Annotated in this window: 17 protein-coding genes; 10 read left to right on the top strand and 7 right to left on the bottom strand. The window is 43.5% G+C overall.

From position 1 onward, the window contains the following. Window positions 1–661 precede the first annotated feature (661 nt). The 5 genes from rpmH (at window position 662) to mnmE (ending at window position 4,769) form a co-directional block, all read left to right on the top strand. Entirely contained in the window at window positions 662–796 is a 135-nt protein-coding gene (rpmH, locus tag FSC11_RS14750) for a 50S ribosomal protein L34 (protein WP_000831329.1), read from the top strand. A 29-nt stretch (window positions 797–825) separates the two neighbouring features. Further along, entirely contained in the window at window positions 826–1,218 is a 393-nt protein-coding gene (gene rnpA / locus FSC11_RS14745; protein WP_004814013.1) for a ribonuclease P protein component, read from the top strand. Window positions 1,219–1,227: 9 nt separating this feature from the next. After that, on the top strand, window positions 1,228–1,548 hold the full coding sequence (gene yidD / locus FSC11_RS14740) for a membrane protein insertion efficiency factor YidD (RefSeq protein ID WP_004814012.1): 321 nt from the start codon (window positions 1,228–1,230) through the stop codon (window positions 1,546–1,548). A gap of 5 nt (window positions 1,549–1,553) precedes the next feature. After that, on the top strand, window positions 1,554–3,317 hold the full coding sequence (yidC, locus tag FSC11_RS14735) for a membrane protein insertase YidC (protein ID WP_163167689.1): 1,764 nt from the start codon (window positions 1,554–1,556) through the stop codon (window positions 3,315–3,317). Window positions 3,318–3,410: 93 nt separating this feature from the next. Further along, window positions 3,411–4,769: a tRNA uridine-5-carboxymethylaminomethyl(34) synthesis GTPase MnmE gene (gene mnmE / locus FSC11_RS14730; protein WP_163167687.1), complete on the top strand. Its 1,359-nt coding sequence runs from the start codon at window positions 3,411–3,413 to the stop codon at window positions 4,767–4,769. A gap of 43 nt (window positions 4,770–4,812) precedes the next feature. Here the strand turns inward: mnmE and FSC11_RS14725 are convergent, their stop codons facing one another. Further along, entirely contained in the window at window positions 4,813–6,015 is a 1,203-nt protein-coding gene (locus FSC11_RS14725; RefSeq protein ID WP_476760496.1) for an MFS transporter, read from the bottom strand. Between the two features lie 118 nt (window positions 6,016–6,133). After that, window positions 6,134–6,400, bottom strand: coding sequence for a metal/formaldehyde-sensitive transcriptional repressor (locus tag FSC11_RS14720; RefSeq protein WP_163167685.1), 267 nt, complete (start codon window positions 6,398–6,400; stop codon window positions 6,134–6,136). Window positions 6,401–6,456: 56 nt separating this feature from the next. On the opposite strand from FSC11_RS14720, the gene dmeF reads away from it, so the two are divergent. Both dmeF and FSC11_RS14710 read left to right on the top strand, forming a co-directional pair. Next, on the top strand, window positions 6,457–7,404 hold the full coding sequence (gene dmeF, locus FSC11_RS14715; RefSeq protein ID WP_163167683.1) for a CDF family Co(II)/Ni(II) efflux transporter DmeF: 948 nt from the start codon (window positions 6,457–6,459) through the stop codon (window positions 7,402–7,404). A 123-nt stretch (window positions 7,405–7,527) separates the two neighbouring features. After that, a complete protein-coding gene (locus FSC11_RS14710; RefSeq protein ID WP_163167681.1) occupies window positions 7,528–8,229 on the top strand; it encodes a DsbC family protein in 702 nt (233 codons plus the stop codon). A gap of 135 nt (window positions 8,230–8,364) precedes the next feature. Here the strand turns inward: FSC11_RS14710 and FSC11_RS14705 are convergent, their stop codons facing one another. The 5 genes from FSC11_RS14705 to FSC11_RS14685 form a co-directional block, all read right to left on the bottom strand. After that, window positions 8,365–8,622, bottom strand: a complete 258-nt coding sequence (locus tag FSC11_RS14705; protein ID WP_004813984.1) for a GlsB/YeaQ/YmgE family stress response membrane protein — start codon at window positions 8,620–8,622, stop codon at window positions 8,365–8,367. A 170-nt stretch (window positions 8,623–8,792) separates the two neighbouring features. Beyond that, window positions 8,793–9,320 (bottom strand): hypoxanthine phosphoribosyltransferase, encoded by a 528-nt coding sequence (gene hpt / locus FSC11_RS14700; RefSeq protein ID WP_004813981.1) that lies wholly within the window; start codon window positions 9,318–9,320, stop codon window positions 8,793–8,795. Between the two features lie 218 nt (window positions 9,321–9,538). Further along, window positions 9,539–10,873, bottom strand: a complete 1,335-nt coding sequence (gene guaD / locus FSC11_RS14695; protein ID WP_163167679.1) for a guanine deaminase — start codon at window positions 10,871–10,873, stop codon at window positions 9,539–9,541. Between the two features lie 199 nt (window positions 10,874–11,072). Beyond that, window positions 11,073–12,038 carry a TerC family protein gene (locus FSC11_RS14690; RefSeq protein ID WP_004780335.1) on the bottom strand — a complete coding sequence of 322 codons (966 nt, stop codon included), beginning with the start codon at window positions 12,036–12,038 and terminating at the stop codon, window positions 11,073–11,075. Window positions 12,039–12,371: 333 nt separating this feature from the next. After that, the gene (locus FSC11_RS14685; protein WP_163167677.1) at window positions 12,372–13,565 is read right to left on the bottom strand and encodes a sugar transporter; all 1,194 of its coding nucleotides are present in this window, start codon (window positions 13,563–13,565) and stop codon (window positions 12,372–12,374) included. 154 nt (window positions 13,566–13,719) lie between these two features. Here FSC11_RS14685 and FSC11_RS14680 point away from each other — a divergent pair, with 154 nt between their 5' ends. The 3 genes from FSC11_RS14680 to FSC11_RS14665 all read left to right on the top strand — a co-directional run bounded on the left by FSC11_RS14680 (window position 13,720) and on the right by FSC11_RS14665 (window position 15,399). Beyond that, complete coding sequence (locus FSC11_RS14680; RefSeq protein WP_163167675.1) at window positions 13,720–14,001, top strand: GNAT family N-acetyltransferase; 282 nt, start codon at window positions 13,720–13,722, stop codon at window positions 13,999–14,001. Between the two features lie 106 nt (window positions 14,002–14,107). Then, a complete protein-coding gene (locus tag FSC11_RS14675) occupies window positions 14,108–14,401 on the top strand; it encodes a GNAT family N-acetyltransferase (RefSeq protein ID WP_008306938.1) in 294 nt (97 codons plus the stop codon). A gap of 527 nt (window positions 14,402–14,928) precedes the next feature. Then, a complete protein-coding gene (locus tag FSC11_RS14665) occupies window positions 14,929–15,399 on the top strand; it encodes a BLUF domain-containing protein (protein WP_163167671.1) in 471 nt (156 codons plus the stop codon). Window positions 15,400–15,448 lie beyond the last annotated feature (49 nt).

The raw sequence follows: 15,448 nt of genomic DNA, 5'->3' as shown, positions 1-15,448 counted from the left end.
GTGAATCCCCTATTCATTCCATTGTTTATTCAAAAGCCATTGCCGCACCTAAAAGCGGGTCGCCATTCTAACCAAGTTATCCACATCTGTCATGAAATATTCAGCATAAATCGTTCAAAAAAGCGCTTTTCATGCATAAATTTAAATTTAAAACCTGGTGTGGATAAGTTTATCCGCAAGCTGTGGATAAAATATAGCATAAAGTTATCCACAAAGTATAAAAATTATAGAAACAGTTTTATCCACAATATAAGATTATGTTTATTAAAATTAAAAATGCATTTTCCACAGAAAAACAGCTTCCTAATAGTAATAAATTTAAATTTATAAATTTGAATTTATTTATAAGATCCAGACTTTCTGTGGATAACCAACACATGGTTTAAATTTAAATTCAAAACGAGAATCTAAATTTGAATTGTGTATAGCATTGTGGATAAATCTGTTGATATAGATGTTAATAACTAAAATGTAACATTAAAACAATTATTTATATTGTGGTTAACTATTTTATTCACTCTTTGACTACACAATTTGAAAAGTATCAGGCAAGCCAATCCCTAGACTAATTTGAAAAGAAATATGCTTTTGCATTGACAGCTCAAGCAATGAGCACTAAAATCGCGGACCTTCATAGAAAGATCATTTTTGGAGTTTCGACATGAAACGTACATTCCAACCATCTGAATTAAAGCGTAAACGCGTTCATGGTTTCCGTGCTCGTATGGCTACTAAAGCTGGTCGTCAAGTTCTAGCTCGCCGTCGTGCAAAAGGTCGTCACAGCTTAACTGTTTAATCAGTTAGGCTTCGCCGACTTTGGGTGATATGACAACACTTTATGGTTTTGGCACAGAGTTACGATTACGCTGTGCTGCCGATTATAAAGGTGTCTTTGATGGTGCGCTTTTAAAAGTGCATCAACCCCATTTCTTATTTCTTGCAAAACCGTCCGAACTGCCAAATAGCCGTTTGGGTTTAGTTGTTGCCAAGAAAAAAGTGCGCCGTGCGCATGAACGAAATCGAGTAAAACGTCTTGCTCGCGAAAGTTTTCGCCTGCATCAACAGCAGCTCAGCGATCTGGATATTGTGGTGATGCCAAAAGCTGGTATTGATACAGTCCCGAATGCAGAATTGCACCAGCAACTACAATTTGCTTGGCAGAAACTCAACCGTCTTGCCAAAAAGCATATAAAAATAGCTCCCTCCCCACAAAAGTAGAGATGGCCAATGGTACGTTTACTGCATTGGTTAATACGTTTCTATCAGATTGCGATTAGTCCTTTACTTGGACCACGCTGTCGTTATCTTCCAACATGTTCTCAATATTCCTTGGAAGCAGTCCATACACATGGAGCTGTGCGTGGTGTGTGGCTGGCTACTAAACGTATTTGCCGTTGTCATCCGTGGGGTGGCTCAGGATACGATCCTGTTCCTCCGAAAGCGATTCGTTTTATTTCATTTCAGCAAATAGATTCTCAAACGCTTCACGTTGCTGTACCCTTTCGTGATCGTTTATTGAACCAAAATCACTCTCACCACTTGGGGTAATACATATGCAACAATGGGCCAGGATTGCAATTCTCGGGGCTATGTTTGTTGTCGCATATTTGCTCATTTTGGCGTGGCAAAAAGATTATGGAAATGCGGAAACTCAACCTCAGCAGGAAACTGCAGTTGTGTCGCAAGAAGTGTCAGCAGATTTGCCAAATGCTCAGACGGCTACCGCCGCTTCTGATGTGCCACAAGCAAATGTTCCAGCACAGCAAGCCACGGATGCTACAGCACCTGTAAGTCAGCAGCTTATTTCAGTACAAACTGACCTTTATCATCTTTGGATTAATCCTAAAGGTGGTGATATTGTTCGTGTTGAATTACTCAATCATGACAAAAACAAAGACAGCGATGAACCTTTCGTCATGCTGGAAAGCGATGCGAAACGTACTTATGTCGCGCAGTCAGGTTTAATTGGTCTAAATGGACCGGACAGCAGCCGTAATGGCCGTCCAAGCTATGAGCTGGAAAAAACTGCTTATACCCTGGCAGATGCCAAGGCAGTCAAAAATAAAGATGGCGAGAATGTAAAAGTTCTGTCTGTGCCAATGGTATTCAAGACGGCAGATGGTGTAGAAATCATCAAAACCTTCAATTTTACTGAAGGTGAATATCCAGTTGTCGTGAACCACAAGGTTATCAACCGCAGTGGACAGGCTTGGCAAGGTCAAATGTTTGGCCAGATCAAGCGTGACAATTCTGAGGATCCAGGCAAATCTGATCAAGGTATCTTTACTTTAGGTACTTTCTTAGGTGGCGCTTGGGGTACCCCAGATGAGCATTACAACAAGTTGAAATTTGACAACTTTGTTGAAGAAAAACTCAGCACTGAAGCCAAAGGCGGCTGGGTTGCGATGGTGCAGCACTACTTTGTCAGTGCATGGGTACCAGGTAACCTGAAACTGACACAGGGCAATGGCGAGGCCTATACGGCGAAGCTGGAATCACGTAAGTCAACTGATAACATGAATATCATTGGCTTTACCTCTCCGACCTTCAATGTACCTGCCGGTACTGTGGCTGAAATTGATGCGACCTTCTATTCTGGTCCAAAAATCCAGTCAGAGCTCAAAGATCTGGCAACAGGTCTGAACCAGACTGTAGATTATGGCTGGTTATGGCCGATTGCCAAACTACTATTTGTTGGTCTGGAATTTTTCCATGGCCTGGTAGGTAACTGGGGCTGGGCGATCATTCTGTTGACTATTCTGGTAAAACTGATCCTGTGGCCATTGTCGTCGAAGAGTTACCGCTCTATGGCGAAAATGCGTGTGATTGCGCCAGAAATGCAGCGTATGAAAGAAGAGTTCGGTGAAGACCGTATGCGCTTCTCTCAAGAGATGATGGCACTGTACAAACGCGAGCAGGTAAATCCACTTGCCGGCTGTTTACCGCTCTTGCTGCAAATGCCAATCTTCCTGGCATTGTACTGGGTACTGATGGAATCTGTGGAACTGCGTCATGCACCATGGATGCTGTGGATTCAGGATTTATCTTCAATGGATCCTTGGTTCATCCTGCCATTGCTGATGGGTGCAACCATGTATATCCAGCAGTCGTTGAACCCACAACCGACTGATCCAATGCAGGCGAAAGTGTTCAAGATCATGCCAGTGATCTTTACAGTATTCTTACTGTTCTTCCCGGCTGGTCTGGTGCTGTACTGGATTGTCAACAACCTGATTACCATCCTGCAGCAAAGCTTGATCAACAAGTCTGTTGCCAAAGATCGTGCACAACGTGATGAGGCAAAGCCAGTCAACTAAGTTGAACTGACGGGCTGAATAAATCCGCTTAAGATGGTAATCTTAGGCGGATTTTTTTTGGCTGTACTTTTTGTTCTTCTGCAGGTGAATTTTATGCTCAACCCAACCACTACGATTGCTGCGATTGCGACACCACCGGGACGTGGCGGCGTTGGGGTGATTCGTCTGTCTGGTCCAAAATCTTATGCAATTGCCCAGGCGCTAACTCAAAAAGAATTGCCTAAAGCCCGATTTGCCGGTTTTCGCCAGTTCTATGATGCGGCAGGTGAAGTCATGGATGAAGGTTTAGCGATCTGCTTCCCGAATCCAAATTCTTTCACGGGCGAAGATGTGGTTGAATTGCAAGGCCATGGTGGTCCGGTGATTCAGAATGCCCTGCTGGCACGTTTGCTGGAACTTGGGGCAATAGCAGCCAAAGCGGGTGAATTCTCCATGCGTGCCTTTGAAAATGGCAAGCTGGATCTGGTCCAGGCTGAAGCCATTGCTGACCTGATTGATGCGACATCGCAAGCGGCTGCACGTTCGGCAGTACGTTCTCTGCAAGGCGCATTTTCAACCAAGGTGAATGCCGTACTTGAGCAGCTGATTCATTTGCGTCTGCATGTAGAAGCCGCAATTGATTTCCCGGAAGAAGAAATTGATTTTCTAGCGGATGGCAAGATTCTAAATCTGCTGGATGGCGTATCCAGTGCAATCACTCAAGTACAGCAATCTGCGCGTCAGGGCCAGCTTCTACGTGAAGGTTTGCAGGTGGTCATTGCCGGTAAACCCAATGCCGGTAAATCGTCATTGCTAAATGCTTTGGCCGGGATTGAACGCGCCATTGTGACCGATATTGCGGGTACGACACGTGACGTTTTGCATGAGAAAATTACCTTAAATGGTTTGCCAATTACCCTGACTGATACTGCCGGTCTGCGTGAAACGGGTGATATTGTGGAAAAAGAAGGGATTCGTCGTGCAATCAAGGAAATTGAACAGGCGGATCTGCTGTTGCTGGTCTATGACCTGAGTCAGGGTGATGATCCATTACAACTGGCACAGGAGTATTTTGCCGAACATATTGAACCGAAACGCCTGATGCTAATTGGTAATAAAGCAGATTTGACCGGTGCCGAAGCTATCATTGGCGATTTTCAGGGTTTCCGTCACATCACTGTCTCAGCCAAGCAGGAAACCGGTGTGCAAGCGCTCATAGATGCGATTACAGCGCATGCAGGCTTCCAGCCTGAAGAAGATACCTTTATTGCCCGTACCCGTCATTTAGACGCAATGAAGCGTACCCAAGTGTATCTGGCTGAAGCCCGTGAACAACTGGTGGTATATAACGCAGGTGAGTTGGTGGCAGAATCCTTGCGTCTGGCACAGAATGCTTTAGGTGAGATCACCGGTGACTTTAGTGCGGATGACCTGCTGGGCAAGATCTTTGGATCGTTCTGTATTGGAAAATAATCTTCAAGATATATAAAAAGCCCTCAATTGAGGGCTTTTTTTATCAGGTTTTTACATGCAGTTTCTGATGTGATATCCAGAGAATTACACATAAAATACTAATCACCGCACAGAAGCTGATGACAGCAAAACCCAAACCAAAATGATCGGCCAGATAACCCACTGCAATAATCGGCACAATTGTGCCTAAATAACCCATAAACAGATAGGTCGACATGACTGCGGCCCGATTCTGTAAGGTTGTGATTGCATGAATCACGCCAAAGGCACCCATAAGGGCAAAACCATGTCCAATTCCAAACAGAATATCACTGACAAAAAATAAGATGCTCGTTTTGAGGAGTATACACAGTGCAAGACTTATCAGACTCGCAAACATAATGATCAAGCCAATATTCAGACATTTCTTTGCAGCAACCGCTTTAGCAAAGAACTGCACCATGGCAGAAATCAACAGAATGCAGGTGATGGCGGTACCACTGACTAGAGGCCCATGCCAAGGCAGAATATCCTGCAGAAAAGAGGGTAACAGTGAGGCAAATAAACTAAAGGCAGCAAAGGCACAAAATGCGGTCAAACCCACGATCATAAACAAAGCATGATATTGAGGCTCAGGACGCAGTAATTTCGGTGCAATACTAAAGGGCTGACGTTCAAATGCTGGCACTTTTAACCAGAACAAGCCAATAAAACATAGTACTGCCCCCCAAATAATAGGTAGATATGGAGTGATCAGTGGCATCTGAGAAAACTGCGCAATGATTCCGCCGACCAAAGGACCCAAACCAAAGCCAACCGCAGTCAGGATTGATACCAGTTGCGGCGCAAACTGCTTATGACTCTCTGGAATGGTTTGTATCATGCCAATCATGGCAGAAGTGGTCATGAGACCTGAGGCAATCCCGATAATGAAACGCCCTACTGATAAAATCACTGCATTGTCTGCAAAGACGGAAATGATTAAGCCTAGACTGATAAATACCAAGCCGATTTGTAAGGTTCTTAAAAAACCAATACTGTTACTGGTTCGTCCCAGAAACAACAGAGAGCCTAGACAGCCAAACATATAGGCGACAAAAATATAAGTAATCTGGCTTGGAGATAGATGCCAAACCTGTTGATAAATAGGGTAAAGCGGACTGGCCAGTGCCGTGCCGATAGTCCCCATAATCAATGTAAGGCTGACCATGGCGAATGGTCGCCATGTGGTATTTATTGTCATGCTGCTGCCATAGAAGTTCAACATCACGCTTCCAGAAAAATGATGTTGAATAAAAATTTGAATGGAAAGCAGTGTATCGGTTAGATGAAAAAGCGATCAATTATCTTGCTGTAAACAAAACGAAAATATTCAGCAGAAAAAATCAGCCATAACGCTTGAGCAATTTTAAAAATTCCTGAAGATCCTGTTCATTGACAGCTTCTGGATCTTCGATTACATGCTCTCTAAGGTGCTCCTCAATCAGTTCATTCATCAGACCATTCACCGCCCCCTTAATGGCAGCGACCTGTTGTAGCACATCAATACAGCTGGGTTCTTGCTGTGTCAGTGAGGCTTCTACCGCATGAATCTGACCTTTTAAACGCCGTACACGATTTAATATTTTTTTATCTTCATGCAAATGACTCACCACAAGTCTCCAAAAATAAATATACTAAGGGGGAGTATATAAACAAGACCACTCGAATGCAAAACAATACCGCTCCACAGCACAACCATCAGTTTGATCAAGGCAATCCACTGGCACAGAAGAAAATACTGCTCGCCACAATCCTGACTGCCGTGATGATGGTATTTGAGATTATGGGTGGCTGGGTCTTTCAATCCATGGCCTTGCTGGCAGATGGCTGGCATATGAGTTCCCATGTCCTGGCCTTGGGACTTGCCTTTGCCGCCTACAAAGCAGCACGTCATTATGCCGATGATCCTCGCTTTAATATGGGGACTTGGCGTATTGAAATTCTGGCAGGTTATAGTAGTGCCATCATGCTATTAGTGATTGCGGGCTTTATGGCTTTCCATTCGATTGAACGCCTGTTTGCTCCGGTAGAGATTCACTATAATGAAGCCATTCCTATTGCGATTTTAGGTTTATTTATTAATCTGGTCTGTGCCTGGTTGCTGCATGATGGTGGACATGAACATGCTCATGGGCATCACCACGATCATGAGTATCATCCTAGCCATTCTGAGCATCAGCATGACCTGAATCATCAGGCAGCATTTATGCATGTAGTAGCAGATGCCCTGACTTCAGTCTTTGCCATCATAGCCCTGCTTGCCGGTAAGTATTTTGGCTGGGATATTCTGGATGCTGTGCTCGGGATTGTTGGCTCAGTTCTGGTCGCACGCTGGTCTATTGGTTTATTGAAACAGACTGCCAAAACCCTGCTGGATGCCGATATGGATGCACCGGTGGTAGATGAAATCCGGGAAGTTGTCGCAGAATTTGGTCCTTTAGTAAAACTGTCTGACCTGCATGTTTCCCGCGTTGGGAAAGGCAAGTTTGCCTGTTTTGTGGCGCTGGAGACTGCGCTAGATTTAAGTCCTGATCAGGTCCGTGAAGCGATTTCTATTCATGAAGAAATCGTGCATATTTCTGTAGAGATTAATCCGGTTACTTCTATTTCATAAGTAGTTTATGTTCCACGTGAAACATTAAGAATAGTGAAACATGACAGTACATAAATCATCTGATTTTTCTGCATGAAACGCATAGAATCAGCACTACTTTACTCTGACATGAGCAGGAGATTCATGCTGAAACCTATCCTACTGCTGGCCATGACGGTATTGGCTACGAGCCTTAGCTTTGCCGATATTAATACAGTTAAAGCCAACCTGGCCAAACATAGCCCAGACCTGAAAATTGAAAATCTTCAGACTACTGAAATGAAAGGGATCTATAGTGGTTCTATGGATGGACAAGTGGTTTACCTGAATGAGGATGCCCAGCATCTCATCGGTGGGTCTATGATTCGCCTTGCCGATAAGCAAAATCTTACCCGGGACCTGGTGCTGAAACAGAACAGTATCGACTGGAAAAAGTTGCCTTTACAGGATGCATTGAAAACAGTACGAGGCACTGGCAAGCGTCAGTTGGCGATTTTTTCTGACCCCAATTGCCCCTATTGTAAACAGCTTGAACTAGAACTTAAAAAGCTCAATGACGTAACCATTTACACTTTTGTTCTGCCACTGAAAGCGCAATCTATAGCCCCTTCACGACAGATTTATTGTGAAAAAAATCCGGCTCAAGCCTGGGAGGATCTGATTAGTAAAGGTATTCAGCCTAAATCTGGCAAACGCTGCGCCAATCCGGTAGAACGCAACTTGGCCTTGGCTAAATTCCTAAATATTCAGGGTACCCCAGCAATTATTTTCTCGAATGGTTTTAAAGTCATGGGTGCCTATCCGGCTGAACAGATTGAAAAGATTCTGACAGAACTAGGTCTTTAATCTTAACTTTCGCTTGGTCATCTGAAGGATATTGAGAGCAGAAGCTTTGAATTAAATCTTTAAACAGCCAGCAGTAAAAAAGCACCCGACAGGGTGCTTTTTTCAATGCAAAACAGAAATTATTCAATTAAATATTTAGACAGTTCTGCGTTTGGTGACCATGTTGTAGATAAACAGAATGATAATGGCACCAATCACCGAAGCAATAAAGCCTGCCGCTGAACCTTCCTCATAAAGACCTAGCATACGACCGCCATAGGTCGCAAGTAATGAACCGGCAATCCCCAGTAGGGTTGTCATAATAAAGCCTGCCTTGTCATCTCCAGGATGGATTGCACGCGCAATTAAACCTGCGATAAAACCAATAACAATTGCAACTATAAGTGACCACATATGTATGCTCCTTTCTTATCATGTCTTTGTTTTTAAGTCATGTTCAGAAATCATCATCGGATAAGTCAAGTTTTCAATCTAGCGAAGTCCTGAAACGGAATGTTAGCTTTTTGTTCATGTGAAGCAGACATAAAAAAAGTGACTGTCGCCACTTTTTAAAGTTGGATCTCTTAAAGACCAATTTCACCAATAAAAGGCAAATGGCGGTACTTCTGGTCATAATCGAGGCCGTAACCGACAATAAACTTGTCTTCGACTTCAAAGCCAAGGAACTGCACATCCAGATTAATTTCACGGCGTGAAGGTTTGCTGACCAAGGTACAGAGCTGAATCGAGTTTGGGTTACGGGTGTGCAGAATTTCCAGAACTTTGCTCAGCGTATTGCCGGAATCGATGATGTCTTCTACCACCAGTACATCTTTACCACGGATTTCACCGTCTAAATCTTTCAGGATTTTTACATCACGTGACGATACCGTGCCACCACCATAACTGGACACAGTCATGAAATCCAGTTCATGTGGTTTTGAAATCACACGACACAAATCGGCCATAAAAATCACTGAACCACGTAACAAACCGATGAGCACAAGTTCTTTGTCACTATGGGCATAGTGTGCATCGATTTGAGCACCAAGCTCTTTGACTTTAGCTTGAATTTCTTCAGCGGAAATCATTACGCTCATTTGAACGGTCATGGGTAGATACCTAAAAAGTAAAAATAGCAAAATAAAAAAGGTGTTGACCTGCAACACCTGATATATCAGCAATTTTAATACATCCAGCAGGCAGATGCACCTGTTTTGCCCTGTGTTAATGTAATCATTTTTTCGGCAATTGTGAATCGCGCTTGAGTAAAAAAGCGCAGCCAATGGCTATTGCTGATAGCATGAACCATGTGCGACGGCGCGATTTTTCAGGCTTTTTCCTGAGCTGTTGTTTTGGCATAAACCGCTTCTCCAGAAACATAAGTCACTGCAATATTACGGTCATCACCCAGCATAATCAGTGCAAAAAATGCATCTTCAATATTTTTGGCTTTGCTTTGACGCAGCTGTTGTAACGCCGTCGCATTCAGATCTAATACAACAAAGTCGGTTTCTTTACCGATATTAAAGTTACCGAGTTGATCCTCCAGACTCAAGGCTTTGGCTCCACCCAGTGTCGCATGATATAGCGATTCAAAGGCAGACAGTTTATCGCCTTGCAATTGCTGCACCTTATAGGCTTCATTCAGGGTTTGCAGCTGATTAAATGAGGTCCCTGCCCCGATATCGGTGCCCAGTCCCACTTTAATGCCTTTGTCCCAAGCCTTTTTCAAAGGGAATAAACCACTGCCCAGGAACAAATTTGAGGTTGGACAGAAGGCAATAGCCGAGTCGGTCTGATGCATGCAATCCCACTCCCCTTCTTCCAGATGCACACAATGAGCAAATACCGATTTAGAACCGGTCAGACCATAGTGATGGTAAACATCTAAATAACTTTGACGTTCCGGGAACAGTTCCTTAACCCAGGCAATCTCATTCTTGTTTTCACTTAAATGGGTATGCACATACACATCTGGATATTCTGCTTTAAGTTGTCCTGCTTTTTCCAGCTGTTCAGCTGTCGAAGTTGGAGCAAAGCGTGGCGTGATCGCATACAGGTTACGGCCCTTGCCATGCCACTTTTCAATCAACTTTTTAGAATCGGTATACGCTGTTTCTGCGGTGTCCGTCAGTGCTTCTGGTGCATGACGGTCCATTAGCACTTTACCCGCAATCAGACGCATATTACGCGTCGTCGCTGCATTAAATAAAGCATTGACTGATTCAGGATGGACGGTACAAAAGACCAATGCGGTCGTGGTGCCGTTTTTAAGTAATTCTTCTACAAAAAACTCGGCAATTTTTTCTGAATAAGCTGGATCCTGGAACTGGATTTCAGTCGGAAAAGTATAGGTATTTAACCATTCTAGAAGTTGTTCACCATAAGCACCGACCATTTCGGTTTGCGGAAAATGGATATGGGTATCAATAAAACCTGGCACGATCAGCTGCTCAGGATAATGAGTCACCTGCACTCCTTCAGGCAGATACTGCTGTCCTTCTTCCCAGCTGCCAAACCATTGAATCTCACCATTCTGGCTGATGAGCAAGCCATCTTCTACATATCGCACTTGGTCGTGAATTTCACGCGCTTGGGCAACCGTATTCTTGATATCCAGGAAGCGACCGCGTATTGCCGTCGTTGCAATGATAGAAGACATTTAAAACCTGCGCTTTTTGATTTTTTCGATTGATTGTAGCTGAAGAAATTAGCATGTTTATATGAACATTCATATTTAACCATGCGTATTTTTTATGAGATCAAATAATCACGAGTAATTTCAACAGATCGTGCGTGTGCAGCCGAGCTTATATACAAATAAAAAAGCCTGCATCAGCAGGCTTTTTTTATGATTAGCTTTACAGCGTAGTTTCGTTATGTTTCTTGCTATGACGAATCGACAAGATCGCAGTCACCGTCAAGACAATCACAATAAAGCTCAGTGAAATCCAGATCGGCATATGGAATACATCCAGCATCAGCATCTTAAAGCCGATAAAGACCAGAATCAAACCTAGGCCATAAGGCAGATAATGCATTTTTGAGGCTGCACCTGAGAGCAGGAAGAACATTGCACGCAGGCCTAAAATTGCCATCAGGTTCGCAGTAAGCACAATGAAGGGGTCGGTGGTGACAGCAAAAATAGCAGGAATAGAATCGACTGCGAAGATCACATCAGAGGCTTCGACCAGAATCAGCACCAAGAATAACGGCGTTGCCCAAAGCAAACCATTTTGACGGACAAAGAATTTATCGCCCTGAAGTTGCGGGGTGATACGCATATGTTTACGTAGCCATTTCAGAATGGCCATATCTTCAATATTGCTGTCTTCTTCATGCTGACCACGCAGGAATTTGAAGCCGGTATACACCAGGAACGCACCGAAGAGATACAGAATCCACGAGAACTCCTGTACAAACCAGGCACCAATAAAAATGAAGATGGTTCTGAGCACAATCGCACCCAGTACACCATATAACAGCAATTTACGTTGTAGCGCTGGTGGAATGGCAAAGGCGGCAAAGATCATCAGCCAGACAAAGACATTATCAATTGCCAGGGATTTTTCCAGCAGATAACCAGCAAAGTATTCCATGACCTTGGTATTGGCAATTGCCGCACCTGCAGTCTGCTCCAGATACAGCCATAATCCACCACCAAATAAAGTCGCGACACTGACCCAGGCAATACTCCAGTAGGCAGCGGTACGGACTTTGACTTCCTGACCATGCTGATGTTTAAAGCCGACAAAATCGATCACCAGCATGACGGCGACAATTGCGAAAAAGACAAGATACAGCCAGAGCGTACCAATTGTTTCCATGTGAATTCTCCACATCAGACGACTGGCCATAAAAAAACCTTGACCAGCTGCCAGATGAAAAACATCTATAACAACATGATCAAGGTCTTGCCTACATCTTAGTGTTTCACTTTTTTATATCAAGTGTGACCTAGAGATGCTCAGATACCGACTTTTTGCAAAGTGTAATGACGATATTCTGACACATTTAGCAATCTGAATAGCGATTGTTAAACGTTTGGAGGAGGCTACTCCCCTTGTTCAAACTAAATTTTGTTTGAGCGATAGCTCAATGTAAATTAAGCATGACAGATCTGACTGGAAATCACAATTTATTTTACAAAAAAGCAGCGTTTAATCAGCAGCTTTGGACAGAAAATCTGGACGTTTGACCAGATAGATACTGAGTATAAATCCAAGCATTGCCAGCCCTGCCCCTACCCAGCCTATGCTGTCTAAACCGATCTGTGTCGTAATGATACCGCCAAGTAAGGCACCTGCACCAATCCCGACATTGTATAAACCTGAAAAGATTGCCATGGCTACATCGGTGGCATCTGAGGCGAGGTTTAAAGTCTTTGCCTGTAAAGCCAGACTAAAACCAATAATACTGACCCCCCACATAAGACTCAGGCTATTTAAGCCAAAAAGGCTCACTGACATTGGCAATAGCAAGAGCATCGATATACCCAGCCCTAAAGTGAAAAATGGAATCGTCAGTCGTGGAAACTGTGGTGCAAATTTACCAAATAAGTAGGAACCCAGGAAGCCTGATCCGCCATAGATCAGCAGCAATGTTGTGGTCTGTGCAGAACTGAAATGTGCCACATTCAACGCAAAAGGTTCGATATAACTATAGGCTGTGAACTGGGCACTGATCACCAATACAGTCAGTGCAAAAAGTAGCATCAGGCTGGGTCGTCTGATCAGGCTTTTTAAACTGCTAAAGGAGCCTGAGTTAATACTCGGTAAATGTGGCAAAGTTTTGACCAGAATAAAGCAGACTAACGTGGCAATTACTGCAATTAGCCCAAAACTGTTACGCCAGCCATACGCTTCGCCAATCATCCGGCCAAAAGGAATCCCGAGTACCATTGCCATCGCAGTACCGGTAGATAGTAGGCCTAAGGCCTGAAATTCTTTTCCTTTTGGTGCTACACGTACTGCCAGTGATGCCGTAATTGACCAGAACAGTGCATGAGCAACTGCAATTCCGATTCGACTGATAACCAGGACGATGAAACTCCAGGCAAAATAAGACAGCACATGACTGGCAATAAAGACCATAAATAGCAGTGTAAGCAGGAAACGGCGTTCAATATTTCTAGTGAGCAGCATGATCGGTAAAGATAGTAATGCGACTACCCAGGCATAAATGGTCAGTATCAGCCCGACTTCTCTTGGAGTCATGGCAAAACTCTTTCCTATATCGCTCAGTAGTGCTACTGGAATAAACTCGGTCGTATTAAAAATAAAAGCGGCACAGGCCAAGGCAATCACACAGATCCATTGGCGTGTAACAGAAAGAGGTTGAGCAGAAGCAGACATGAGGGAGGATCAATACAGGATCGGCACATTCTATGCTTTTGCCAGAAAATTTCACATGAGGCAGGCTGTAATTTTACTCAGCGGAATTAAAAAAATTGCAACATTGTAAAGCTGAGGACTATGGCAGTCTGAGATAAAATCTTGAGGTAAACCTATGCAGATTGAACACCAGGAACAAGGAACTAAAGGTGAATGGTATGTGGCGCAGAAAGACCAGCGCCTGGCAGAGATGACATATTCCCGGGCAGGTGATGATAAGTTCATTATTGATCATACCTGGGTGGATGACAGCCTACGCGGACAACGTGTTGGACAGCAGCTGGTCGAAGCTGCGGTCGGTTTTGCTAGAACGCATGCTCTGAAAATTATTCCACTCTGCCCTTTTGCCAAGTCGGTGTTTGACAAAAATGAAAGCATACGGGATGTACTTCAGTAGGACTTCATCTAACTCAAAGATGGGACTAAACATCTATAAGATGTTTAATGGATGAGGATATGACGATATAACAGGTTGATCCTGGATTAGTACAACAGGTAAGAAAATGAGCGACATCAAACATCAGGACTCAAAGCGCGGCGGTGTATTTTACATGGAAGACAATGGTCAGCGCGTAGCAGAAATTACTTATCAATGGCGTGAACCGGACACCATTGTCGCTGACCATACTTGGGTCTCACATGCACTGCGTGGTAAAGGTGTGGCCCGTAAAATGCTGGATATTTTGGTTGAATTTGCACGTCAGAAACAGCTGAAAATTATTCCACAATGCTCTTATGTGCATGTCATGTTTAAGCGTGATCGGAATTTACATGACGTAGCGACTTTAGCCTTTTAAACCATCCCGTTGGAATAAACAGATTCAAATGGATAAGAGACGATAAGCCCTGTTTATGGGCTTGTGGCAGTCTATAAAGCAGAGTGCCGCTGAAGAGTCCTAATCCCATCCAGACAATCTGTTCATACTGTTGCAGCATGATCAAAATAACGATGATCAGGCAGATGCTGGTCTGAAAAAAGGCACGATGATCCACACAAATCAATAGTGCCCAAGTTAATAGCATGCTGCTGATCAGCATGTTAATCTCACGTTGCAAGCCCCAGCTATGCAACACGATGACTAGCGCGAAACACAGACATAACAAGCTTAACGTGATGAAAAGATCTTTTAGCATGTTTCACCCTCATTAAAAGCATTATCATTCGAGTAATTATTTTTCAATGATGTCTCTTTAATTTTTAATAATTTAGCTACAAAATGCAAACTGAAAACAGTGTAAGAAATAGCTGATATTTGATTAAAAAATAACCTAAACCCAATATATTGACTATAAAATCAATACTTGAAATTTAAAGGAATCATTCATGCTACAACTCTGTTATGCCAGTACGCGCATCGAAACAGGACAAGATCTATTACAAGACCTGAGTGATATTTTAGCAATTGCACGAAAGTTCAATTATGAGCATCAGATCTATGGAGCACTGTATTATGCACAAGGAAAGTTTTTCCAGTGTTTGCAAGGTGAACCTGAGATTGTAGAGCAGCTTTTTCAAAGTATTTCGAAAGACCGTCGGCATCAGCAGGTGTATCGTTTTGCTGATACAACCGTGGAAGCGCCAAGCTTTGCTGAGTGGTCGATGAAATATGTACATAAGCATAGCGAGATTGCTTCGTTCTTTTCCAAGCTAGGTCATAGCACTTTTCAGCCGCATTATTTGAACCCGCAAGATCTGGATGGCTTGCTCGAGATCCTGTATCGGGTTGACGAAAATCATCAACAGCTGGTTTCACCTCAGGGTTATAAACAACGTGGTTATGTCCCATATTTCTGATCTTGTGAATCCAGACTGAAAATAAAAAAGTCCGCATGGCGGACTTTTT

The sequence above is a fragment of the Acinetobacter schindleri genome (genome assembly GCF_010918895.1).
GTDB lineage: Bacteria > Pseudomonadota > Gammaproteobacteria > Pseudomonadales > Moraxellaceae > Acinetobacter > Acinetobacter schindleri.
This window is presented reverse-complemented; position numbering and strand designations above follow the sequence as displayed.